General features: G+C 67.4%; 25 protein-coding genes. 21 read left to right on the forward strand and 4 right to left on the reverse strand.

Going from position 1 to position 23,450, the window contains the following annotated elements; genetic code table 11:
* From pgsA to ARTB_RS18160, 3 genes are all read left to right on the forward strand, one after another.
* Positions 1-639, forward strand: a complete 639-nt coding sequence (pgsA, locus tag ARTB_RS18150) for a CDP-diacylglycerol--glycerol-3-phosphate 3-phosphatidyltransferase (protein WP_028277224.1) — start codon at positions 1-3, stop codon at positions 637-639.
* Positions 636-1,166: a CinA family protein gene (locus ARTB_RS18155; RefSeq protein ID WP_243181763.1), complete on the forward strand. Its 531-nt coding sequence runs from the start codon at positions 636-638 to the stop codon at positions 1,164-1,166. Before pgsA ends, ARTB_RS18155 begins: the two co-directional genes overlap by 4 nt.
* Positions 1,167-1,305: 139 nt before the next feature.
* Positions 1,306-1,758 carry a helix-turn-helix domain-containing protein gene (locus ARTB_RS18160; RefSeq protein ID WP_018774460.1) on the forward strand — a complete coding sequence of 151 codons (453 nt, stop codon included), beginning with the start codon at positions 1,306-1,308 and terminating at the stop codon, positions 1,756-1,758.
* Positions 1,759-1,873: 115 nt separating this feature from the next.
* On the opposite strand, the gene ARTB_RS18165 is transcribed toward ARTB_RS18160, so the two are convergent.
* Complete coding sequence (locus ARTB_RS18165; RefSeq protein ID WP_243181764.1) at positions 1,874-2,383, reverse strand: MarR family winged helix-turn-helix transcriptional regulator; 510 nt, start codon at positions 2,381-2,383, stop codon at positions 1,874-1,876.
* 41 nt (positions 2,384-2,424) lie between these two features.
* Between ARTB_RS18165 and ARTB_RS18170 the strand changes: the two genes are divergently transcribed.
* From ARTB_RS18170 to dapF, 6 genes are all read left to right on the forward strand, one after another.
* Positions 2,425-2,661, forward strand: coding sequence for a DUF3046 domain-containing protein (locus ARTB_RS18170; protein ID WP_028277227.1), 237 nt, complete (start codon positions 2,425-2,427; stop codon positions 2,659-2,661).
* A gap of 232 nt (positions 2,662-2,893) precedes the next feature.
* Entirely contained in the window at positions 2,894-3,946 is a 1,053-nt protein-coding gene (gene recA, locus ARTB_RS18175; protein WP_018774457.1) for a recombinase RecA, read from the forward strand.
* Complete coding sequence (locus ARTB_RS18180) at positions 3,933-4,568, forward strand: regulatory protein RecX (protein WP_439954147.1); 636 nt, start codon at positions 3,933-3,935, stop codon at positions 4,566-4,568. The genes recA and ARTB_RS18180 overlap by 14 nt, the downstream gene beginning before the upstream one ends.
* Positions 4,569-4,782: 214 nt before the next feature.
* Positions 4,783-6,258: a tRNA (N6-isopentenyl adenosine(37)-C2)-methylthiotransferase MiaB gene (gene miaB, locus ARTB_RS18185; protein WP_308197255.1), complete on the forward strand. Its 1,476-nt coding sequence runs from the start codon at positions 4,783-4,785 to the stop codon at positions 6,256-6,258.
* 181 nt (positions 6,259-6,439) lie between these two features.
* The gene (gene miaA / locus ARTB_RS18190) at positions 6,440-7,345 is read left to right on the forward strand and encodes a tRNA (adenosine(37)-N6)-dimethylallyltransferase MiaA (protein WP_243181802.1); all 906 of its coding nucleotides are present in this window, start codon (positions 6,440-6,442) and stop codon (positions 7,343-7,345) included.
* Between the two features lie 51 nt (positions 7,346-7,396).
* Entirely contained in the window at positions 7,397-8,350 is a 954-nt protein-coding gene (dapF, locus tag ARTB_RS18195; RefSeq protein WP_243181766.1) for a diaminopimelate epimerase, read from the forward strand.
* Here the strand turns inward: dapF and ARTB_RS18200 are convergent.
* Positions 8,331-8,945 carry a class I SAM-dependent methyltransferase gene (locus tag ARTB_RS18200; protein ID WP_230008613.1) on the reverse strand — a complete coding sequence of 205 codons (615 nt, stop codon included), beginning with the start codon at positions 8,943-8,945 and terminating at the stop codon, positions 8,331-8,333. The genes dapF and ARTB_RS18200 overlap by 20 nt on opposite strands.
* 569 nt (positions 8,946-9,514) lie before the next feature.
* Between ARTB_RS18200 and hflX the strand changes: the two genes are divergently transcribed.
* Together hflX and ARTB_RS18210 are read left to right on the forward strand one after the other, a co-directional pair.
* Positions 9,515-11,116: a GTPase HflX gene (gene hflX / locus ARTB_RS18205; protein WP_243181767.1), complete on the forward strand. Its 1,602-nt coding sequence runs from the start codon at positions 9,515-9,517 to the stop codon at positions 11,114-11,116.
* Positions 11,109-13,262 (forward strand): ATP-dependent DNA helicase, encoded by a 2,154-nt coding sequence (locus ARTB_RS18210; protein ID WP_279294407.1) that lies wholly within the window; start codon positions 11,109-11,111, stop codon positions 13,260-13,262. The genes hflX and ARTB_RS18210 overlap by 8 nt, the downstream gene beginning before the upstream one ends.
* A 97-nt stretch (positions 13,263-13,359) precedes the next feature.
* Here ARTB_RS18210 and lexA read toward each other — a convergent pair whose 3' ends face one another.
* The gene (lexA, locus tag ARTB_RS18215; protein ID WP_028277234.1) at positions 13,360-14,109 is read right to left on the reverse strand and encodes a transcriptional repressor LexA; all 750 of its coding nucleotides are present in this window, start codon (positions 14,107-14,109) and stop codon (positions 13,360-13,362) included.
* Positions 14,110-14,624: 515 nt separating this feature from the next.
* On the opposite strand from lexA, the gene ARTB_RS18220 reads away from it, so the two are divergent.
* The 8 genes from ARTB_RS18220 (at position 14,625) to ARTB_RS18255 (ending at position 20,959) form a co-directional block, all read left to right on the forward strand.
* Positions 14,625-15,056 carry a LysM peptidoglycan-binding domain-containing protein gene (locus tag ARTB_RS18220; RefSeq protein ID WP_243181768.1) on the forward strand — a complete coding sequence of 144 codons (432 nt, stop codon included), beginning with the start codon at positions 14,625-14,627 and terminating at the stop codon, positions 15,054-15,056.
* 69 nt (positions 15,057-15,125) lie between these two features.
* The gene (locus ARTB_RS18225; RefSeq protein WP_028277236.1) at positions 15,126-16,244 is read left to right on the forward strand and encodes a histidinol-phosphate transaminase; all 1,119 of its coding nucleotides are present in this window, start codon (positions 15,126-15,128) and stop codon (positions 16,242-16,244) included.
* 71 nt (positions 16,245-16,315) lie between these two features.
* Positions 16,316-16,942, forward strand: coding sequence for an imidazoleglycerol-phosphate dehydratase HisB (hisB, locus tag ARTB_RS18230; protein ID WP_028277237.1), 627 nt, complete (start codon positions 16,316-16,318; stop codon positions 16,940-16,942).
* A complete protein-coding gene (gene hisH / locus ARTB_RS18235; protein ID WP_243181769.1) occupies positions 16,939-17,688 on the forward strand; it encodes an imidazole glycerol phosphate synthase subunit HisH in 750 nt (249 codons plus the stop codon). Before hisB ends, hisH begins: the two co-directional genes overlap by 4 nt.
* On the forward strand, positions 17,689-17,847 hold the full coding sequence (locus ARTB_RS18240; protein WP_164468561.1) for a hypothetical protein: 159 nt from the start codon (positions 17,689-17,691) through the stop codon (positions 17,845-17,847).
* Between the two features lie 42 nt (positions 17,848-17,889).
* A complete protein-coding gene (gene priA, locus ARTB_RS18245) occupies positions 17,890-18,636 on the forward strand; it encodes a bifunctional 1-(5-phosphoribosyl)-5-((5-phosphoribosylamino)methylideneamino)imidazole-4-carboxamide isomerase/phosphoribosylanthranilate isomerase PriA (RefSeq protein WP_243181770.1) in 747 nt (248 codons plus the stop codon).
* A 14-nt stretch (positions 18,637-18,650) separates the two neighbouring features.
* Complete coding sequence (locus ARTB_RS18250; protein ID WP_243181771.1) at positions 18,651-19,583, forward strand: SseB family protein; 933 nt, start codon at positions 18,651-18,653, stop codon at positions 19,581-19,583.
* Positions 19,584-19,645: 62 nt separating this feature from the next.
* Complete coding sequence (locus ARTB_RS18255) at positions 19,646-20,959, forward strand: MFS transporter (RefSeq protein ID WP_243181772.1); 1,314 nt, start codon at positions 19,646-19,648, stop codon at positions 20,957-20,959.
* Positions 20,960-21,114: 155 nt separating this feature from the next.
* Here the strand turns inward: ARTB_RS18255 and ARTB_RS18260 are convergent, their stop codons facing one another.
* Positions 21,115-21,501: a DUF1844 domain-containing protein gene (locus ARTB_RS18260; RefSeq protein WP_243181773.1), complete on the reverse strand. Its 387-nt coding sequence runs from the start codon at positions 21,499-21,501 to the stop codon at positions 21,115-21,117.
* A gap of 437 nt (positions 21,502-21,938) precedes the next feature.
* Between ARTB_RS18260 and infC the strand changes: the two genes are divergently transcribed.
* Together infC and rpmI are read left to right on the forward strand one after the other, a co-directional pair.
* Positions 21,939-23,054, forward strand: a complete 1,116-nt coding sequence (gene infC / locus ARTB_RS18265) for a translation initiation factor IF-3 (RefSeq protein WP_243181774.1) — start codon at positions 21,939-21,941, stop codon at positions 23,052-23,054.
* Between the two features lie 115 nt (positions 23,055-23,169).
* Positions 23,170-23,364 (forward strand): 50S ribosomal protein L35, encoded by a 195-nt coding sequence (gene rpmI / locus ARTB_RS18270; RefSeq protein ID WP_003798720.1) that lies wholly within the window; start codon positions 23,170-23,172, stop codon positions 23,362-23,364.
* Positions 23,365-23,450: the final 86 nt, after the last annotated feature.

The raw sequence follows: 23,450 nt of genomic DNA on the forward strand, positions 1-23,450 counted from the left end.
GTGAATAGCGCCGAAGCCAACGCCGGATCCGCCTCGCGGATCTGGAACCTGCCGAATGTCCTCACGATGCTGCGGATAGTGCTGGTGCCGTTCTTCGTCTGGTTCCTGCTCCTCGACGCGCCGGGGCTGCAGGCCCAGAACGGCGTCTGGCGCTGGGCGGCCGCCTTCGTTTTCGCGGTGGCCATCTACACGGACAAGCTCGACGGCGACATCGCCCGGTCCCGCGGCCTCGTCACCGATTTTGGCAAGATTGCTGACCCGATCGCCGACAAGCTCCTGATCGGTTCCGCGCTGGTCATGCTCTCGTTGCTCCAGGAACTGCCCTGGTGGGTCACCATCCTGATCCTGGTCCGGGAGTGGGGCATCACCGCGCTGCGCTTCTTCGTCATCCGCTACGGCGTTATCCCGGCCTCGCGCGGCGGAAAGCTCAAGACGGTGGTGCAGACGGCGGCCATCTTCCTCTACGTCCTTCCGCTGGCATCCCTCGCCCCGTGGCTGGGCGTCGTGGCGTTCATCGTGATGATGGCCGCCCTGGCCATCACCCTGTGGACCGGCGGCGAATACGTCATTGAGGCGCTCAAGCTGCGGTCCGCCGGCATCAAGGCAGAGAAACAACGTTCAAGGGAGAACAAGCCATGAACCAGCCGGACCCCGCTCTGCACCCCAATCTGCACCCCAATCTGCACCGCCTGGCGGAGCAGGCCGTCACCGGCGCCCTCGGCCGCGGCCTGACCGCCGCCACCGCCGAATCGCTCACCGCCGGCATGGTCACCGCCGTGCTGGCCGATACGCCCGGCGCCTCCGGGATGCTGCAGGGCGGCGTGGTGTCCTACGCCAACAGGGTCAAATCCGACGTCCTTGGCGTCCCCGCTGAGCTGCTCGACGCCGTCGGCTCCGTGGACGGCCAGGTAGCCGCAGCCATGGCCGACGGGGCGCGCCGCATCTGCGGCGCCGATATCGGCGTTTCCACCACCGGCGTGGCCGGTCCCGAACCGCACGACGGCAAAGCGGTGGGCACGGTCTTTGTCGGCATCGCCACGGCGGAAGGATCGACGTCGTACCCCTATTCCTTTGACGGCAGCCGCGCCGAGATCCGCGCACTTGCGTGCGGCGCCGCGCTGGAGCGTCTGCTGGAGGCCCTATCTTCCGAAGGCTACCGGGCGTAAAGTTGCCGGGAACAAAAGTTGATTCCGAATAGTTGTTACATTGTGTCGCTTCCAAATGAGGGAGGCGCCTAGGATGAAAACATCAGCAGAGTCCGCCCCCACCGGCGGACTCGACAGTACGAGGAGCAAGGCGATACAGATGGTAAAGCAGCCCGTATCCGTAAACGGCGTTGTCCGCTGGAAGGATGTGGGCCTCGCCGATCAGGCCAAGAGCGAACAGAAGGAGCGCAAGATGGTTGTACTACGTCACGAAATCGGTGATGTCCTGCGCGATGTCCGCCAGCGCCAGGGCCGTACGCTCCGCGAAGTCTCGCACAGTGCCCGCGTTTCCCTGGGCTACCTGAGCGAAGTGGAACGCGGCCAGAAGGAAGCCTCCTCGGAGTTGCTCTCCTCGATCTGCTCGGCCCTCGATGTTCCGCTTTCGAGCATGCTCCGCGAAGTCAGCGACCGCGTCGCGGTCGCCGAGGGCGTCGCGGTTCCGGATACCGTTCCCCAGGAGTTCGCGCAGCGCTATGGCCGCGACCTCGACCGGGAACTGAACTCCGATCTCTCCGACGAGCTGGCCAAGGGCCTCCTTTCCGGAGCGCGCTAGCCCGCCCACTCACCTAAGACCTAAGACACAAAAGAGGACCTCCGGCCCAGGCCGGAGGTCCTTTGACGTGTTGTCCTTTGACGTGTTTCGGTGACCAGGGTTCCCGGTGGGGGAGTCAGGCGTGCTCGTCCCGGGGGAAACCGTCGCGCTCGTAGGTGGCATTGAGCTTGGCCATGTACATGGCCAAAGCCTGCAGATCCTTGGCCGGCCATTCCGCCAGGCGTTCCCGGAACACCTCACGCCGTGCGTCCTGGACCTGGTGCATCCTTTCCTCGCCTTCGGACGTCAACCGGATGGCCTGCGCCCGGCCGTCCAGCGGGTCCGCCTCCTTCGACACGAGGCCGAGGCCCTCGAGGAAAGCAATCTGCCGGCTCACCGAAGGCTTGCCGACGCCGATGCAGGATGCGAGGTCGGTCAGCCGGATGGGGCCCTGCTTGCGGATCACGCTGAGCAGCCCGTAAGCGGCGGGTTCCATGTCCGGGTGGACCTGGCGCGAGAGCTGGTGGGAAATCGACCGGCCCCGGCGCCAGAGCAGACTCAGCTGGTTCTCGACGGCGTCCAGGGCGGCGTCCGCGCCGGCGGTATCGGGAGCGGGATCTCCCGCGGACTCAGTTGGGTTGCTCATGGCAACCATTCTAGAGTCCCCGGCCGTGAGAGACTTTACTCGTGCGAATCAGTGACTTTTGGCGGCTTATGGACGACGAGTTCGGCGCGGGATACTCCCGCGTCCTGAGCAATTCGCTGGTCCTGGCTGGGGTCGGAGGCCGCACCGCGGACCAGGCCCTCAGCGCCGGCATTCCGCCGCGCCAGGTGTGGCTTGCCCTGTGCGACGTCCAGGACGTTCCGCCGGAACGCCGCCTGGGCCGCGACGTCAAACCCCGTGACACCACCGGGCCCCGCTGACGCCTGCTGACGCCCGCGCCGTCGCGCTGACGCCGGCTGAGCACCGCTGACGCCTGACACGCCGCCCGCTTGTTCGAATATCTGTTCGGATAGCGATATGCTTTTTTTCAGACCGTTTTCCACATAAGTGGTTCTCCCGATAACTTTGTCGGAGGGTGCCAGTAGCGTCAGTGATGACAGACAAAGGCCTCCACGGCCACTCCACAGCGAGAAAGTATTAGAGGTGTGAATCATGGCCGCAGCCCCGGATCGCCAGAAGGCGCTCGACGCAGCGCTTGCCCAGATTGACAAGCAGTTCGGCAAAGGCTCGGTCATGCGCCTCGGCGATGAAGTCCGTGCACCCATCGAAGTCATCCCGACCGGGTCCATCGCACTGGACGTCGCCCTGGGAATTGGCGGCCTGCCCCGCGGCCGCGTCGTGGAAATCTACGGTCCGGAATCATCCGGTAAGACCACGGTCGCGCTGCACGCGGTTGCCAATGCCCAGCGCCAGGGCGGCATTGCCGCCTTCATCGACGCCGAGCACGCCCTCGATCCGGAATATGCCGCCAAGCTGGGCGTCGACACCGACGCGCTCCTGGTCTCCCAGCCGGACACCGGCGAGCAGGCGCTGGAAATCATGGACATGCTTATCGGGTCCGGCTCCCTTGACGTCATAGTCATCGACTCCGTGGCCGCCCTCGTTCCCCGCGCGGAAATCGAAGGCGACATGGGCGACAGCCACGTGGGCCTGCAGGCCCGCCTGATGAGCCAGGCCCTACGTAAAATCACCGGCCGCCTGAGCCAGACGAAGACCACGGCCATCTTCATCAACCAGCTGCGTGAAAAGATCGGTGTCTTCTTCGGCTCCCCGGAAACCACCACCGGTGGTAAGGCGCTGAAGTTCTACGCCTCCATCCGCATCGACGTCCGCCGCATCCAGACCCTGAAAGAGGGCGCCGATTCCGTCGGCAACCGCACCAAGGCCAAAATCGTCAAGAACAAGATGGCCCCGCCCTTCAAGATCGCCGAGTTCGACATCATCTACGGCCAGGGCATTTCCCGTGAGGGCGGCATCATCGACATGGGTGTCGAGCACGGCCTGATCAAAAAGTCGGGCTCCTGGTTCACCTACGATGGCGACCAGCTGGGCCAGGGCATGGAGAACTCCCGCCGCTTCCTGCGCGACAACCCGGAGCTGGCGGCCGAACTCGAGCGCCTGATCAAGGAAAAGCTCGGCGTTGGCGTCAAAGCCCCGGCTGAGACCGAAGAATCTCCGAAGCTGAAGGCCGTTGACGGCTTCTAACAGCCGGCGGCGCAAAGGGGCAGGATTTCCGTCACGGAGTCCTGCCTCCGGCTTTGTCGGCCCGGATCAGCCGGCGGACCGCACCGATGGCGCGGATTCGCTGGCCGGGCAGGACCGGGACGCGGACCCCGCGGCCGTGGCGCGTGCCATCGTGCTGCGGCAGCTGACGAATTCGCCCAAGAGCCGGCTGCAGCTCTCGCGCAAGCTGGCCGAGCGCAACGTCCCCGAGGACGTCGCGGAGGCCGTGCTGGACCGCTTCGAGGAAGTGCGGCTGGTTGACGACGCCGAGTTCGCCGACATGTGGGTCCGCAGCAGGTCCCAGACGCGCAAGCTCGCCAAAGGGGCCTTGCGGCGCGAACTTGCGGACAAGGGCATCGACCCGGAGATCGCTGCCGGTGCATTGGATCAGCTCAGCGACGCCGACGAGGAAACGGCCGCCCGGGAGCTCGTGGAGCGCAAGCTGCGGGGATTCACCGGCGGCGAAGACCGTGCCGAACGCGACAAAGTTACGCGCCGCCTCGCGTCAATGCTGGCCCGCAAGGGATACCAGCCGTCGCTCGCCTTCCGGGTGGTGGGTGAGGTGCTCGATGCCGCCGCCGGCCAGGCAGGGGACGGGGATTAGGACCGCCGGGCCGGGGTCTGCGCTGGCCCAGCCGCTGCCCACTACCCTTACCCGTTACCCTTAACAGGTGAGTTTTACCATTCCCTCCCCAACGGCCGGCACGACTTCTCCGACAGCGCCACCGGCGGTGCCGCCATCAGGGCCCCAGACATTCGGTGCGGACCCTGTTTCCGCACCGGAAAGTCCCGCCCCGGCCCAGCCCCGCACCTACCAGGTGCGCACCTTCGGCTGCCAGATGAACGTGCACGATTCCGAGCGGATGGCCGGCATGCTGGAAGCGGCAGGCTACGTCCCCTCCGCCGGCGAGCTGGCCGACGTCGTGGTCTTCAACACCTGCGCCGTCAGGGAAAACGCCGACAACAAGCTGTACGGCAACCTCGGCATCCTCGCCCCGGTCAAGGCAGCCAACCCGGGCATGCAGATCGCCGTCGGCGGCTGTCTCGCGCAAAAGGACCGGGAGACCATCCTCAAGAAAGCCCCGTGGGTGGATGCCGTGTTCGGCACGCACAATGTCGGTGCCCTGCCGGCGCTGCTGGACCGGGCCCGCCACAACAATGAGGCCCAGCTGGAGATCCTCGAATCGCTGGACGTCTTTCCCTCCACCCTCCCCACCAAGAGGGACTCCGTCTACTCGGGCTGGGTATCGATCTCGGTGGGCTGCAACAACACCTGCACCTTCTGCATCGTCCCGGCCCTGCGGGGCAAGGAAAAGGACCGCCGCCCCGGTGAGATCCTGGCCGAAATCCAGGCGCTCGTGGACGACGGTGCCATCGAGGTAACCCTGCTGGGCCAGAACGTGAACTCCTACGGCGTCGAATTCGGCGACCGGCAGGCGTTCTCCAAGCTCCTGCGTGCCTGCGGAGACATTCCGGGCCTGGAGCGGGTCCGGTTCACCAGCCCGCACCCGGCCGCCTTCACCGACGACGTCATCGACGCCATGGCCGAGACGCCCAACGTCATGCCGCAGCTGCACATGCCCCTGCAGTCCGGCTCGGACAAGGTCCTCAAGGACATGAAGCGGTCCTACCGTTCGACCAAGTTCCTCGGCATCCTGGACAAGGTCCGCGAGAAAATTCCGCACGCCGCCATCTCCACGGACATCATCGTTGGGTTCCCCGGCGAGACCGAGGAGGACTTCCAGGCCACCCTCGACGTCGTGGAGAAGTCCCGGTTCGCCACCGCCTTCACCTTCCAGTACTCCAAGCGGCCCGGCACGCCCGCCGCCGACCTGCCGGACCAACTGCCCAAGGCCGTGGTCCAGGAACGCTTCGAACGCCTCACTGCCCTGCAGGACCGGATTGCCGCCGAGGAAAACGCCCGGCAGCTTGGCCGCCGCGTCGAGGTCATGGTGACGGCCCAGTCGGGCCGCAAGGCTGGGGAAACCCACCGCCTCTCCGGCCGCTCCCAGGACCAGCGGCTGGTGCACTTCTCCGTGCCCGCCGGAGCCGAAGTGCCCCGGCCCGGCGATCTGGTGACTGTCACCATCACGGAGGCGGCGGCGTTCCACCTCGTCTCCGACCCTGTCTCGGCCGAGGACTACAGCCTGCGACGGTCCCGTGCCGGCGACGCCTGGGACCGGTCGCAGGCGGATTCGTGCGGCGCCCCGGCCATCCCGGCGGGGAAGACCAGCGCGTCGGGCACCTCCGGCGTGTCGCTGGGCATGCCCAGCCTCCCGGTCCGCGGCCGTTAGCGCCGTGCCCGGCCAGCAGGGCGCTCCCGGCAACGCAGCAGTCCAGAACGCAGCAGCCCGGGCCACAGCCCAGGCCACGGCGGTCGAGGCCACAGCCCAGGCCGCTGCCCAGCAGGACACGGCCCAGCGGGACGCTGCCCAAAATGCGGCGGCGCAGGGGGCACGGCCAGCTACTCCGCCGGTGATCGCCGTCGTCGGGCCGACGGGATCCGGCAAATCAGACCTGGCCGTCTCCCTCGCCCTCGAACTCGACGGGGAAGTCATCAACGCCGACTCGATGCAGTTCTACCGCGGCATGGATATCGGCACCGCCAAGATCACCGAGGCGGAGCGCCGCGGTGTGCCGCATCACCTGCTGGACATTCTGGACGTGACCGAGGAAGCGAGCGTCTCGGACTTCCAGCAGCAGGCCCGGGCGTTGATCGCCGACATCCACGGCCGGGGTAAGCGGGCCATCCTGGCCGGCGGCTCCGGACTCTACGTCCGCGCCGCCCTCGACGTCCTGGAATTCCCCGGCACGGATCCGGACATCCGCGGCCGGCTCGAGGCGGAACTGGCTACCGCAGGACCCGCGCCCCTGCGGCAACGGCTCGAGGCAGTGGACCCCGTCTCCGCGGGCAGGCTCGGCGATGAGCGCAGGATCATCCGCGCCCTGGAAGTCTTCGAGCTCACCGGGCGGCCATTCAGCTCCTTCATGCCGGCCCGCCAATACTTCCAGCCTGCCGTCCAGATCGGACTCGAGGCGGACCGGGAACTGCTCCGGCAGCGCCTGGCTGACCGGGTCCACGCGATGGTGGACCGGGGGCTCCTGGACGAAGTCCGCCGGCTGGACGCCGCAGGGCTCCGCAACGGCCGGACCGCGCCGCGGGCCCTCGGCTACGCCCAGTTCCTCCGGGTGCTCGACGGTGCCTCCAGCGTGGAGCAGGCCGCGGATGAAACCATCATCGCCACCCGGCAGTTCGCGCGCCGCCAGCTGACCTGGTTCCGTGCGGATCCCCGGGTCACCTGGCTGGGCTGGCACGGTCCTGACCTCGTGGCAGAGGCCGCCGACCTCTGCCGGGCGACGCCGGTTCTGCCTCCGGCGTAGCGCTTGGGTCACAGTGCCGGAGGGGTCGGGGCGGAACGGTAACCTTGGAGCATGGACGAATCCCAAGCCGTAGCCGCTGACCGTACTGCCGGCGATACCGCCCCGCTGAGCGGCCTGAACTTTTCCAAAGGCCACGGAACGGGCAACGACTTTGTCCTGATCTCGGACCCCAACGGCGCGCTCGAGTTGAGCCCGGAGCACGTCGCGGCGCTCTGTGACCGGCACCGTGGCATCGGCGGCGACGGCCTGATCCGGGCCGTGCCTTCCCGGCTCCTGCCCGAGGGGCAGCAATTGCTGACCGCGCACCCCGATGCCGAGTGGTTCATGGACTACCGCAACGGCGACGGCTCGCTCTCTGAGATGTGCGGGAACGGGGTCCGCGTCTTTGTGCACTTCCTCATCGCCGAAGGCCTCGTAGACCTGCCGGCCGGCGAATCGCTCGTCATTGGAACCCGGGGCGGTGCCAAGACGATCGTCCGGACGGCTGCGGGCTACGCCGTCGACATGGGCCCTTGGGAATTCATTTTCCCGGGCGAGGCGACCGCGCGGGCCATGGACTCGCTGGTCAGCGCCGACGGGCTCGAAGTCGCGCGGCCCGCCCTCTCCGTCAGCATGGGCAACCCGCACACCGTCGTGGCCCTGGCCGAAACAGCCGAACTGCAGGCCACGCAGCTGTTCACTGCCCCCCGGGTGGACCCGACGCCTCCGCACGGCACCAACGTCGAATTCGTTGTGCCCTCCGAACCACTGGTCCACGACGGCACCGGCACCATCACCATGCGGGTCCACGAGCGCGGAGTGGGGGAGACCCAGTCATGCGGCACGGGCGCCTGCGCCGCCGCCGTCGCGATTCGCCACTGGGCCGGGCAGGGCGCACCGGACGCATGGAACGTCCACGTCCCCGGCGGCGTCGTCGGCGTGAAATTCTTCCTGGGCCCGGAGGGGCACGAACACGTCGAACTCAGCGGCCCGGCCGTGATAGTCGCTAGCGGGACGCTTTCCTGATTCGAAGGATCCGGAACGACTTCGACGTGCTCTCCCGGGTCACGCTGAAGCTGGCGTCGAGCTCCGCCGAGAGCCAGCGCTGCAACGAGTCCGAGCCGAGGTTCTTTTGGACGACGAGCCAGGCCGATCCGCCCGGCGCCAGCCTGGGAATCCACAGGCGCAGGAGGGCATGAAGCTCATCCTTGCCGATCCTGATCGGCGGGTTGGACCAGATGGTGTCAAAGCGCAGGTCGGGGTCCACGGCGTCCGGCGTGCTGGCGGATACGTTGTGCAGCCCCAGCAGCCCGGCGTTTTCATTGGTCAGGGTCACGCAGCGTTCGTTCACGTCCACCGCGTAGACCTGGGCGTGCGGTGCCCGCAGGGCCATGGTCAGGGCGATCGGTCCCCAGCCGCAGCCGATATCCAGCAGGTTGCCCTGCGGCGACGGCGCCGGGACATCGGCCAGCAGCACGGCCGTTCCCTTGTCGATCCCGTCCGGGCTGAAGATCCCCGAGGACGTCTGCAGCCGGCGCGTCTCACCGGCAAGATCCACGGTGAGCGGCTTGCGGGTAAAGGGCCCGGCCGGCTGGGCGCTGAAATAGTGTGCAGACTCCATAATGGGCCAGATTAGTTCGCGGCCAGCCCGTATGGGAAACCGGGTGGCAGCGCCGGCGTCTGCTACGCTACAAAACATGATCTTGATCTCCAAGTAGCCGGCACGGGTCCCGTCCCGTCCTTGTCAGGGACGCCGAGGGACCCCGAAGCGACGCAGGTAAACGCCTTCCGCTGAGTGCGCCATCGCAGGGGTGAGTTTTCTCACCCGCGGGCGCCCGCACCACTTGGAATCCAGCCATTTCCCAGGCACCGAGTTTTGCTGGCACCGTTTTTGCTGGCACTGTGCTCGCGCTGTGCTCCCGGGCCCGGCGTGGCGGAGGCACCCACCTCACCGCGTTTTGCACCGGCACCGGCACCGCCCAGACAGCCAGTGTCCCCGTAGCCAGGCGACTTAGCCGCCTCTACCGTCACCCAGCCACCGCTCTGCACAGAGCCAGCCCCGCCCCGGCGCCGTTGCCGCGGGCATTCCAGGAGGCCCGCATGACCCCCCGCCGTCAGCCCAGCGCGAATACCGCCCCACAGAGCAACAATCGGCACTATTCTGAAAGTGCCGAACCTTTAAAGGAGACCATGACCAGCCACCCCAACACCGGACCCGATTCAGCAGCCCAGGACATGAGCCCTGAAGAGATTCAAGCTGTAATCGACCGGATCCTTTCCAAGGACACCCCCGCCCCAGGCCGCGGCGGCTCCGGCACCAGCCATGGCACCGCCGCCGGTGCTGGTACCAGCAGCCCGGCGTCGGTGCTCGGCAAGGCGCAGGCCATCTCCCGCCTGGACGAGGTGTACACCAACTTCGACGGCGACCAGCAGGACCTTGAGGAACGGCACGCACTGCGCCGCAAGGCCGGCCTGTCCACCGAGCTCGAAGACGTCACCGAGGTCGAATACCGGCAGTTGCGCCTTGAGCGCGTCGTCCTGGCCGGCCTCTGGACCGAGGGCACCCTCGCGGACGCCGAGAACTCCCTGCGCGAACTTGCCGCCCTCGCTGAGACGGCCGGCTCCGAGGTCCTCGACGGGCTCGTCCAGCGGCGCGCCAAGCCCGATCCCGGGACTTTCCTCGGCTCCGGCAAGGCACAGGAGCTGAAAGCCATCGTGATGTCCACCGGCGCCGACACCGTCGTCGTCGACGCCGAACTGGCCCCCTCCCAGCGGCGTGGGCTGGAGGACATCGTCAAGGTCAAGGTCATTGACCGGACAGCGCTGATCCTGGACATCTTCGCCCAGCACGCCAAGAGCCGTGAAGGCAAGGCGCAGGTGGAGCTCGCCCAGCTCGAATACCTGCTCCCGCGCCTGCGCGGCTGGGGTGAATCGATGTCCCGACAGGCCGGTGGCCAGGTGGGCGGCGCAGGTGCCGGCATGGGCTCGCGTGGTCCCGGTGAAACCAAGATCGAACTGGACCGCCGTCGGATCCGCACCCGGATGGCCAAGCTGCGGCGCGAAATCGCCGCCATGAAGCCTGCCCGGGAAACGAAGCGCGCCAACCGCCGTCGTAATGCCGTGCCCTCTGTCGCGATCGCCGGGTACACCAACGCAGGGAAGTCCTCGCTGCTGAACCGGCTGACCGACGCGGGGGTGCTGGTGGAAAACGCCCTGTTCGCCACCCTGGACCCCACCGTCCGCAAGGCCGAAACCGCTGACGGGCTGGGATACACCCTGGCCGACACCGTGGGCTTTGTCCGTTCCCTGCCCACCCAGCTCGTGGAGGCATTCCGCTCCACGCTGGAAGAGGTCGCCGACTCTGACCTGATCCTGCATGTCGTGGACGTCTCGCACCCGGATCCGGAGGGCCAGATCGCCGCTGTCCGGACGGTCTTCAGCGAAGTCGACGCACGCAAGGTTCCGGAAATCATTGTCCTGAACAAGGCCGACGCCGCTGACCCGTTCGTGGTCGAACGGCTCAAGCAGCGCGAGCCGCGCCACGTGGTGGTCTCGGCCCGCACCGGCGAAGGCATTCCGGAACTGCTCAAGGCCATCAGCGACGGCATTCCGCGGCCCAGCGTGAAGCTTGAACTGCTCATCCCGTACAACCGCGGAGATCTGATCAGCAAGCTTCACGAGAGCGACGCCGAGATCCTCAGCCTCGACCACGAGGAAACCGGGACCCGTGCCGTGGTGATGGTGCGTGAAGGACTCGCCGCCGAACTGGATCCCTTCATCAGCAATGACTGAGGCCGCGGTGACCAGGACCGACGCCGAACCAGTTGACGCCGAACCAGCCGACGCCAAACCAGCTGACGCCAAACCAGCTGATGCTGGGCCGGCCGAAGCCGACACCGGCGCCGGTTCAGGTGCCGGCGCGGCCGGCGAGGAGTTTGTTGTTAAGCTGCTCGACCGTGCCGTGTCCGGCATGGGCGGGCAGAGCCGCGATGGCCAGCACGAAATGGCCCGGCAGGTGGCGCGCGCGATAGACAGCGGCGATCACCTGCTGGTCCAGGCCGGCACCGGCACCGGCAAGTCGCTGGCCTACCTGATTCCGCTGATCGCGCATTCGCTGACCAGCAACAAACCCACCCTGGTCTCCACCGCCACCCTGGCGCTGCAGACACAGATTGTGGGCCGGGACCTGCCCAGGCTGCTCAAGACCATCACGCCCGCCCTGGAGAGGCCCGTCAAGGTCGCCCTGGTCAAGGGCCGTTCCAACTACGTCTGCCGGCACAAACTCGAGGGCGGCTTCCCGTCCGAAGAACCTTCCGAGGGACAGCTGTTTTCCCTTGGCGAGGACACGTCCGTGCCGCATTTCGCCGCCGCACTTGGCGGGCCGTCCTCCCAGCTGGGCAAGGAAGTCGTCCGCCTGCGCGAATGGGCCGAGGAGACCGCCACGGGGGACCGCGACGAGCTCATGCCCGGCGTCACGGACCGGGCCTGGCGCCAGGTCTCGGTCACCTCCATGGAGTGCCTCGGTGCGCAGAAGTGCCCGCTCGCGGCCGAATGCTTCAGCGAGCTGGCACGGCAGAACGCCGCCGATGCCGACGTCGTGGTCACCAACCACGCCATGCTCGCCGTCAGTGCCTTCGAAGGCCTGGCGGTGCTGCCCGAGTACGACGTCGTCGTGGTGGATGAAGCACACGAACTTCAGGACCGCGTCACGGGCGCGGTCTCGGGCCAGCTCTCCGTGGCGATGGTGCACGCCGCCGCGTCCGGGGCCCGGAAGCACACGGGCATCACCGTGGATGCACTGAGCAATGCCGCTGCCCACCTGGAGCTCGCCATCGACGGCGTCCCCAGCGGGCTGATGCCCAACGGCCTGAACAGCGAGCAGCTGGACTGCATCGACCAGCTGCGCGACGCATGCCGCGCCGCGCTGTCCGATTCCAAGGGGGACAGCTCCGTGTCGGCGGACGGCGGACGGCAGCTGGCCCGCTCGCGCCTCATGGTCATCCTGGAGCTCTGTGAACGCCTCCTGGCCGCGCGCGAAAACCGCGAAGTCGTGTGGTTCTCCCGCAACAGCAGCTTCGATCCGGCGCAGGGCTACTCGCAGCCGGACGAGAGCGCGCCGGCGTTGATCAATGTTGCCCCGCTGAGCGTCGCAGGGCGGTTGCGCGAGGGCCTGTTCGCAGACCACACCGTCATCCTGACCTCGGCCACACTGGCCATCGGCGCCGCCTTCGAACCCGCCGCCGGCGGCCTGGGCCTGGTTGGCAACGGCGCACCGAGCTGGACCGGCGTCGACGTCGGCTCCCCGTTCGACTACCCGAAGCAGGGCATACTCTACGTCGCCCGGCACCTGCCCAAACCCGGCCGCGGAACGTCCCCCGAGGCCCTGGACGAACTCGAGAAGCTGATCCGCGCCTCCGGCGGAGGCGCCCTGTGCCTGTTCTCCTCGCGGCGCGCCGCAGAGGAAGCAGCCGAGGCCATGCGGCCCCGGCTGGGCCTCAGCATCCTCTGCCAGGGGGAGTCGACCATGACGGCGCTCGTGCGGCAGTTTGCCGACGAACCTGACACGTGTTTGTTCGGCACTATGTCCCTCTGGCAGGGCGTCGACGTCCCTGGCGTGTCCTGCCGGCTGGTGGTCATCGACCGGATTCCCTTCCCGCGGCCGGACGACCCGCTGATGACGGCACGTTCGCGGGCCGTGGCCCAGGCCGGCGGCAATGGCTTCATGGCCGTCTCGGCCACGCACGCCGCCATCCGCCTCGCGCAGGGCGCCGGACGGCTGATCCGCTCGACCTCGGATAAGGGCGTGGTGGCGGTGCTGGATTCGCGGCTCTCCACGGAGCGTTACGGCGGCTTCCTGCGCGCCGCGCTGCCGCCGTTCTGGCCCACCACCGATTCATCGATAGCCATGGCAGCCCTGAAGCGACTGGCGAAAGACTAAGTCCCAAACCGGGGCCGCCACCCTGCGCCGGAAATCCGCCGCGGGGTGGCCGCTCCGAACTGGCGGCATGGCCCGGGACGGCTAAGGGGAGCGCAGTTTAGAGCGAGCGCAGTACCGAGACGACCTTGCCCATGATGACGGCGTGGTCGCCCAGGATGGGCTCGTACTGGGTGTTTTGCGGCAACAGCCACGTGTGGCCGTCCCGCTGGCGGAAGGTCTTGACCGTGGCTTCGTCGTCCAGCAGGGCGGCAACGATGTCGCCGTTCACGGCATCGCCCTGGCGGCGGACAACCACCCAGTCGCCGTCGCAGATGGCGGCGTCGATCATCGAGTCGCCGGCCACTTTGAGCATGAAGAGTTCGCCATGGCCCACGAGCTGGCGGGGCAGCGGCATGACGTCCTCCACCACCTGGTCCGCGAGGATCGGCCCGCCGGCGGCGATGCGTCCGACGAACGGCACCATTGCCGTGTCGGTGGCGCTGGCCAGCTCAGTCACTGACAGGCCGCCGACGGCCCGCAGGCCGCTTGACTTCTCCACACCGGAAATCGGTGTGGTCCCCTCGTCCAGGGTCAGCGGCATGAGCACTTCCATGGCCCGCGGGCGCTTCGGATCACGCCGCAGGTAGCCGAGCTTTTCGAGCTGGGAGAGCTGGTGGGTCACGCTCGAGAGGCTGGCGAGACCGACGGTGTCGCCGATTTCGCGCATGGACGGCGGATAGCCCTTGTCCGTGACGGACCGCTGGATGGTCTCCAGGATTTTCTTTTGCCGGACGGTGAGGCTCTTGGGGGCCCGGGCGGGCTGCGGGCTCCGTGGGGTGGCCCTGCCGCCGGTGGCTTGTGCTGCCATGTTCGCCAACGCCTTTCCGTTCCGCCCGGCTGCAGTGGCTGCTGTCACCGGGAACTTCCGGCCTGAAATGTCAGACCCTGCTGATCAACTACGAATGAATTCCCACGGGTAGTTCGAAAGTGGGAGTTCGAAAGGTTGTCCTGTCCCTCAAAAATAGGCCAGCCGCAGACCTTTTTCAAACATTTGTTCTAGCGAGTCTCGACATCGTTCGTTAGTAAGTGCTAAAACAGAACTAGCAAGATTCGAATATGTGTTCGATTCCGACGATCTGGGTTCGCATGCGATGTTCGGTTCTATGTTCGAAGGTTCGGCCGGTTGGCGGCGAGTACGTGAGTACGCCGGGCGGCAACTTATGGTCCAGGAGGGCTCAGTTCATGTCAGTTTCAAGCGCGTTTGACGGCACTAACATTCAGGGCGTCACGACCCGCCACCGCGGTGTTGGTCCACGTGGCGCAGCGGCTCGCCGCAACATCGGACACGGCAGCCTCGGACACGGCAGTCGCGACCAAGGCGGCATGGGCCAGGGTGGTTCCCTTCACGGCAACGTGTACCCGCTCAACGCCAGGCGCCGCGGCGCCGCGACGTCGCAGGGGCCGCAAGGAGCCGCCGCGGTTTCGGGCGGCCGGACCAAGCAGCCGCCGCTGCGGCTCACCCGGCGCGGACGCTTCGTCTTCTTCGGTGTCCCGCTGATCCTGCTGGCGGCGTTCATCCTGTCGTTCAGCGGATTCCTCAACGCTCCCGCGAAAGCGGCAGATTCCGCAGACCAGCTCTCAGTGACGCCGACCGTATCCGTCACAGTCCAACCGGGGGAGTCCCTCTGGGCCATTGCCGGGTCGGTGGCTCCGGAGCGCGATCCCCGCGACGTCGTGGCCGACATCGTGGAGCTGAACAATCTGGACGCCGCGCGTGTGATGCCGGGCCAGCAACTGTTCGTCCCGTCCAAGTAACCACCCCCCCGGTGGCGTCGCGGGCGTCACAGTTTCAGCGCCCGTCCCGCTACCACTTAAACTGGTCACGTGACTGACCAGCTTGAGCGCCTCAACCGACTGCCCCTCCGAACTAATCTGCGTGGCCTGCGTCCGTATGGCGCGCCGCAGCTGGACGTCCCCATCCTGCTCAACGTCAACGAGAACACCCATGGGGTCCCGGCCGATGTCCGCGCAGCGATCACCGAGGCCGTGAGTGCCGCCGCTGCCGGGCTGAACCGCTATCCGGACCGCGAATTCACCGAATTGCGAGAAGCCCTCGCGGAATACCTTGGCCACGGGCTGGACGCGGAGAACATCTGGGCCGCGAATGGTTCCAACGAAGTCCTTCAGCAGATCCTCCAGGCCTTCGGCGGCCCCGGCCGGACGGCCCTCGGGTTCCCTCCCACGTATTCGATGTACCCGTTGCTGGCCTCTGGCACGGATACGGAATACGTCGTCGGGGCCCGCGCGTCAGACTATGGGCTCAGCGCGGACTCGGCGGCACAGCAAGTCCGCGAGCTTCAGCCCAACATCGTCTTCCTGTGCTCCCCAAACAACCCCACCGGTACCGGTCTGGGGCTCGATGTCGTCGAGGCCGTCTATGACGCCGGCGAGGCCAGCCAGACCATCGTGATCGTCGACGAGGCCTACCACGAGTTCGCCCACGACGGCACGCCCAGTGCCCTCACCCTGCTGCCTGGCCGGGAGCGGCTCATCGTCTCGCGCACCATGAGCAAGGCCTTCGCCCTCGCGGGTGCGCGGCTCGGCTACATGGCCGCGGCACCGGAGGTCGCTGACGCCCTGCGCCTGGTCCGTCTCCCGTACCACCTTTCCGCCATCACCCAGGCTGCGGCCCTGGCTGCCCTGCACCACCGGGAGGCGCTCATGGCGGACGTCGAGGACATCAAGCGCCAGCGCGACCGGATCGTGTCGGAACTGACGCGGTTGGGCTTGACCCCGGCCGCGTCCGATTCCAACTACGTGTTCTTCGGCGGCCTCGAGAACCCCCATGAGGTTTGGCAGCGGATGCTGGACGCCGGTGTCCTCATCCGCGACGTCGGTATTCCGGGGCACCTGCGCGTCACCGCGGGCACTGAGACAGAAACCACAGCCTTCCTGGAGGCACTTGAACTTATCCTGGCCGGCTCCGCAAAGCCGCAGGCCTAGACTTGGTGGGGAGCCCGATCGTCCCCGCCAGATTGCCCAACACCCTGCCTTCTTCCAAAGGACACATCTACATGAGCACCACCGGATCCACCACCGCCGAGGGCCGGACCGCACGCATGGAACGGACCACCAGCGAGTCCTCGGTCCTGGTCGAGATCAACCTGGACGGCACCGGCGTTTCAGACATCAGCACGTCGGTCCCGTTCTACGACCACATGCTGACGGCCCTCAGCAAGCACTCCCTGATCGACATGACCGTCAAGGCCACCGGCGACACCCACATCGATGTCCACCACACTGTCGAGGACGTGGCCATCACTTTCGGCGAGGTTCTGCGGACCGCCCTGGGCAACAAGGCCGGGATCCGCCGTTTTGGCGAGGCGACCGTTCCCCTCGATGAGGCCCTCGCGCAAGCTGTCGTAGACGTCTCCGGCCGTCCCTACCTGGTCCACGCCGGCGAGCCGGCAGGCCAGGAATACCACCTGATCGGTGGCCACTTTACGGGCTCCCTGACCCGCCACGTTTTTGAGGCGATCACCCTTCACGCCGGGATCTGCCTGCACATGAACGTCACCGCCGGGCGCGACCCCCATCACATCGTCGAGGCCCAGTTCAAGGCCTTTGCCCGTGCCCTGCGCGCAGCCGTCGAGCCGGATCCCCGCGTCGAGGGCATCCCGTCGACAAAGGGTGCTTTGTGACCGGCCCGCTGCTCCGCGACGGGGCCATCATCGACCCCGCCGCCGCGACCAAGCCGGTCTCCCCGCAGGGAAAGCCCACCGTTACGGTGCTGGACTACGGCTCCGGGAATGTCCGGTCCGCCGTCCGCGCGCTGGAGCGGGCCGGCGCCGAAGTCATCCTCAGCTCCAAGGCCGAGGATGTCCTCAATGCCGACGGCCTCGTCGTCCCCGGTGTGGGCGCCTTCGAAACCGTCATGCGCGAACTTAAGGCCGTTGACGCCATCCGGATGATCGGCCGCCGTGTCGCCGGAGGCCGTCCCGTGCTGGCCATCTGCGTCGGGCTCCAAGTGCTGTTCGAGGCCGGCGTCGAACACGGCACCGAAGCCGAGGGCATGGGGGAGTGGCCCGGCAAGGTGGAACTGTTGCCTGCCGACGTCGTGCCCCATATGGGCTGGAACACCGTCGCCGTCCCCGAAGGGTCCAGGCTCTTCGCCGGGGTTGAGGACGAGCGTTTCTACTTCGTGCACTCCTACGGTGTCCAGAAGTGGGACTTCGACGTCATCCAGCCGCGGATGGCTGCTCCGCTGGTGACCTGGTCCGACCACGGTGCCCCGTTCATCGCGGCCGTGGAGAACGGCCCGCTGTGTGCCACCCAGTTCCACCCGGAGAAGTCCGGCGACGCCGGCGCCCGGCTGCTGCGCAACTGGGTCCAGGGCCTGCGCCCCGCAGCCCCGGACCGGACCGCAGCCCCGGAAGGGACCGCCTAGATGTGGTCTCTGGTGCTTATGGGCGTGGCCGGCCTGCTGGTTGGCGGCGGGATCTCCTTCCGCCAGCAGAAAAGTCCGCTCTGGGTGCAGATCGTTTTCTACATCCTCGCCGGCATGTCACTGCTGGCCGCCTACCTCCTGACCCTGCCGGCGTCCTGACCGCCCCCTCCCCACCACCATCCCCAAGCTGAGGACTCCACGATGACCACCGAAACCCCGCTGCCCGTACTCGAGCTCCTGCCCGCCGTCGACGTTGTCAACGGACAGGCCGTCCGGCTCGTACAGGGCGAAGCCGGCAGCGAGACGAGCTACGGCACCCCGCTGGAGGCCGCCCTCAACTGGCAGCAGCAGGGGGCTGAGTGGGTGCATCTGGTCGACCTGGACGCCGCGTTTGGTCGCGGTTCCAACGCCGAGCTTCTGCGCGAGGTCGTCGGCCGGCTCGATATCAAGGTGGAGCTCTCCGGCGGCCTGCGCGACGACGAATCCCTGGAGAAGGCCCTCGACCTCGGCGTCGCCCGCGTCAACCTGGGCACGGCGGCACTGGAGAACCCGGAATGGACGGCCCGGGTGATCGATCGCTTCGGCGACAAGATTGCCGTCGGCCTGGATGTCCGCGGCACCACCCTCGCCGGCCGGGGCTGGACCAAGGAAGGCGGGGACCTCTGGGACGTGCTCGGCCGCCTCGAGGACGCCGGCTGCGCCCGGTACGTCGTGACTGATGTGACCAAGGACGGCACGCTCCAGGGCCCCAACGTCGAACTCCTGCGCCAGATGGTCGAGAAAACGGGCAAGCCGGTGGTCGCCTCCGGCGGCATTTCCAGCCTCGAGGATCTGAAGGTCCTGCGCTCCCTGGTGCCGCTCGGCGTCGAAGGCGCCATCGTCGGCAAGGCCCTCTACAACGGCAACTTCACCCTGCCCGAGGCCCTCGACGTCGCCGGCCGCCGCTAGCGGCGAAGGTGCCCATGACGCACACCCACGACCCCAATAACCCCCACGAGGCAGTGCAGGCAGGGACCGGGGCCGGTCCCGTCCGGCATCTGCCCGGGCACATCGCGGCGGCCCTCGCCGGCGCCGGCGGGGCCACCGACTCCGCCGGCCAACCCTGGGCAGGGCGCAGCCTGTCCGGCGATGACGCCAAGATCCACAATTTCGACAACGACGACGGCACCGCCGACGCCGGCTATCTGGCGGCTTTGTCCGACCTCGCCGCGGGCACTGGCGACGAAGCGGCCGTGGTGGCCGCGCTGGCCACCGCCCGGGTGTTCGTGCCCATCCTCGCCCAGCTCGCCGAAGAGGGCGAGGCCGCGGCCGGCCCCAACGGGGATCCGCTGCACTCGGACAAGCAGGCCGACATGGCCCTGGTGACGCTCAAGGCGCCGGACGGGCGGACGGCCATGCCGGTGTTCACCTCGGCGGCGTCACTTTCGGCGTGGCACCCGGAGGCCAGGCCGGTCGCCGTGTACGCGGCCCGGGCCGCCTTGTCAGCGGTCGCGGAAGGCGCGGAGCTGCTCGTGCTCGATCCCGGATCGGAAGTGACGTTCGTGGTCCGCCGGCCGGCAGTCTGGGCCCTCGCCCAACAGCAGCCATGGACGCCGTCATACGCCGATCCCGATCTCGCGGGTGCACTCGGGGAAGGCGCGGTTGGCTTTCCGGCGGTCCGCCGTGTTGAAATTCATCCGGGGGGTGGAGTTGCCTCGGCCACGGCCGATGGCAGGCGGCTCCCCGGTGGGGGAGCCGGCCCGGAACTCCGTGTGGTCCTCTATCTTGAAGACGGTCTCGACGCCGCCGGCGTGCAGTCGATCGTCGCCGGCCTCAATAACGCCTGGGCCCGGAATGAAATCTTTGCCGAGCGGGTTGATTCGATCGAGGTCAAGCTGCAGCGCGCAGCACCATAGCTGACGGCCCAACGGGGGGACCTCCCGGTGCTGCCGTGGGCAGTACCAGAAGGATATAGTCCGTGAATTTCGCGCTTTACCGTCAGCTGCTGGCCATCCGGCCCATCAGGCGCCTCCTGTTGGTCGGCATGATCGCCCGCATACCGCACTCGGCGGCCGGTGTCCTGCTGACCCTGCACATCGTCCTGACCCTCGGCCAGGGCTACGCGGCCGCCGGAGCGGCCGCCGCCGTGATGACGATCGGTATCGCTGTCGGCGCGCCCTGGCGCGGACGTCGGGTCGACACCGTGGGGCTGCGGAAGGCGCTGATTCCGTCTGTGGTCTCCGAGGCCGTGATCTGGTCGATCGTGCCGCACGTGTCCTACGAGGCCCTGTTGCCCCTGGTCTTCATCGGGGGCCTGCTGACCCTGCCTATCTTCAGCGTGGTGCGGCAGTCGCTGGGCGTGCTGGCCCCCGGGGAACAGCGCCGGACTGCCTTTGCGCTCGACGCCATCGCCACCGAGCTGGTCTTCATGATCGGCCCGGCCGTCGGGGCCGTCGTCGCCACCAGCGGCCAGTCCGTCCTGGGCCTGACAGTCGTGGGAGTGGCCACATCCGTCGCCGGGCTCTTCCTGATGTGGTTCAACCCGCCCACCCGGAGTGCTTCCCCGGACGCCGGGCTTGAGGCGCAGGAGCTGGAGTGCGCGGAAGCCGCTGTGGTCGCCGCCGCGCCGGCCCATCTGCAGGAGGCCGCAGCCGAACTGGCACCCCTTGCGGCCGCCGCCGAGGAGCGGCGCCGGCGGGGATCCGGCCTGCGCCACCGGGTCATCCACAACTTCAGCTGGTTCACCGCCGCCGTAGCCGCCGTGTTTGCCGTCGGCGCCGGTGCCGGCATGGTCCTCAGCGGCACCGACGTCGGCATCGTCGCGGCGCTCCAGACCGGCGGCCACCAGGCCGAAATCGGCATCGTGTTCCTCTTCTGGTGCGCGGCCTCGGTGGTGGGCGGCGTCCTCTACGGCGCCATGCACCGGGCCGTTTCCCCGATCCTCCTGTTGCTGGGGATGTCAGCGCTGACGGTCCCGATGGCCTTCGCGACCGACGTCTGGACGCTCAGCCTGCTCGCGTTGCTGCCGGGTCTGCTGTGCGCGCCGGTGTTGTCCGCGGCCTCGGAAAAGGTGGCCGAACTGGTGGATGAAAGCCGGCGCGGCGAGGCGATGGGCTGGTACGGGTCATCGCTCACCGGCGGAGTGGCCCTGGGTGCGCCGCTTGCCGGGCTGTTCATTGACCTCATCGGCCCGTCGGCCGGCTTCGTCTCAGTGGGGTTGGCGGGCGTGGCCCTCTGCCTGGTGGGACTGGCCCTGCAACAGGTCCGGCGCAGCCGCCTGGCCCGCGTCTGAACGCGGGCCGGCCCCACTGCGCCGACCCGGGCACGCGCCCGGGCCGTGCGGACGGAAAATCGTGCGGACGGAAAATCGTGCGAACGGAAAAATAGCGACGCCGGCGGGCGGACCTGGGTGGTAAGCACGCCGGCGTTGTCCTGACTGACGAGTGCTTAGTTGACGGGGCCGGTGTACTTCTCGCCCGGGCCCTTGCCCGGAGCGTCCGGGATGACCGATTCTTCGCGGAAGGCCAGCTGGAGCGAGCGGAGTCCGTCGCGCAACGGTCCAGCGTGCTGTGAGCCGATTTCGGGCGCCGCCGCGGTCACCAGACCGGCGAGGGCGGTGATCAGCTTGCGGGCCTCGTCCAGGTCCTTGAGGTCCTGGGCATTTTCCTCGGCGGCGAGGCCGAGCTTTACCGCGGCGGCGCTCATCAGGTGCACTGCGGCCGTGGTGATGACCTCGATCGCGGGGACTTCCGAGATGTCGCGGATCTGCTGCGAGACGTCCGCCTGGGCGGCCGCGGGCTCGAAGACGTGGGAATTACTATCTGAAGTGCTCATGCTGGTAAGCTTGTCACAGACCGACTAAATGTCGTTATTCTCAAGCTTTTATAGAATGCAGTGTTCTGACTGGCAGTGCTTGTCACTGAAGTTGGCGCCCGGCGACGCATACGTGCGTTGAACGGGTGTCTTTCTGTAGAGTTGGCTTTAGTTTGCAAGCGGAGTTCTCTCCCACCCGCGTCAGCCGCGAAACTTCCTTCGGGAAGCCCCTCCTGTCCAGGAGTCAAGGTTGCCGGGTACCTGGTCGGGCACTACCTCGGACTCCGGTCCGCAGGAAGTGCATGTTGCCCCATTGAGGGCGGCAGTTCCGATCTCGAGGCCTTCGATTGCTCCGGCAATTGGGGGCCTTCTCTTTTTGCCGGTGGAATACCCCTCACGAACACAGGAGCTTTAACATTAGCGAGCCAAGAATCAATGAGCGTATCCGCGTCCCCGAGGTGCGGCTGGTCGGCCCTGCAGGCGAACAAGTAGGAATTGTCCGTATTGAGGATGCCCTGCGTTTGGCTGCCGAGTCCGATCTTGATCTCGTTGAAGTTGCACCGCAGGCGAAGCCTCCGGTGTGCAAGCTGATGGACTTCGGCAAGTACAAGTACGAAGCCGCTGTCAAGGCACGCGAGGCCCGGAAGAACCAGACCAACACGGTCCTGAAGGAAATCCGTTTCCGCCTGAAGATCGACACCCACGACTACGAAACGAAGCGCGGCCACGCGCTCCGCTTCCTCGGTGCCGGCGACAAGGTCAAGGCCATGATCCAGTTCCGCGGCCGCGAGCAGCAGCGCCCCGAGATGGGCATCCGCCTGCTCCAGCGCTTCGCCGACGACGTCGCCGAAGTTGGTGTGGTGGAGTCCAGCCCGCGCATCGATGGCCGCAACATGGTCATGGTGGTTGGCCCGCTGAAGAACAAGGCCGAAGCCAAGGCGGAGGCCCGCCGCGCAACGCAGCGCGCAGAAGCCAAGGCTGAGAACGAAGCCAAGGCTTCGGGACGCGTCGATGTCTCCGGTGGCAACGCCCCGCTGACCCAGACGCTGTCGGACCTCCTGCCGGAAGGCTACGTCGTATCGTCGGAGGCACCCGCAGCGGAGGCCCCCGTCGAAGAAGCCAAGGTCGAAGAAGCCAAGGTTGACGAGACCAAGGTCGAAGAGACCAAGGTTGAAGAAGCCAAGGTTGAAGCGGCTCCGGTCGAAGAGACCAAGGCCGACGAGGCCCCCGCCCAGGACGCGGCGGCGGAAACCGCTCCGAAGGCAGCCGAGGAGCCGGCAGCAGCGAAGGCTCCGGCCGCTCCGAAGGCAGCCGAGAAGCCGGCAGCAGCGAAGGCTCCGGCGGCTCCGAAGGCAGCCGAGAAGCCGGCAGCAGCGAAGGCTCCCGCGGCTCCGAAGGCCGCTCCGGCCCCGGCGGCAGCGAAGGCTCCCGAGGAAAAGGCAGCCGCTCCGGCAGCAGCGCCGAAGCCGGTTGCTGCTCCGAAGCCGGTACCCAGGCCCGCAGCGCCGAAGCCCGCCGCACGGCCGGCCGCCCCCCGGGCAGCCGCCAAGCCTGGCACCAAGAAGACCAACTAGTTCACGGCTGCCGGACAGCAATGTCCGGCAGCAGGCAACCAGCACGCCGCCCGCAGGGGTGGCTGCACGAAAGAGCTGCAGACTTTTCTGCGGATACGTAAGGAGATCGGTTCCCATGCCGAAGATGAAGACCCACAGCGGTGCTAAGAAGCGCTTCAAGCTGACCGGTACCGGCAAGCTGCGCCGCCAGCAGGCCAACCGCCGCCACTACCTCGAGCACAAGTCCTCCCGGCTGACCCGTCGCCTTGCCGGCGACAAGATCGTCTTCAAGGGCGACGCCAAGGTCATCCGGAAGATGCTCGGCATCTAAGTTCCAAGTTCTCTGACTGTTCGCCACCTGGCAGCAGTCAACTACCAAAAAGGCTTCTCAGGCCAGCCGGACCGTTCCGGCAGTAG

The sequence above is a fragment of the Arthrobacter humicola genome (assembly GCF_022803015.1).
Taxonomy (GTDB): Bacteria; Actinomycetota; Actinomycetes; order Actinomycetales; family Micrococcaceae; genus Arthrobacter; species Arthrobacter humicola_A.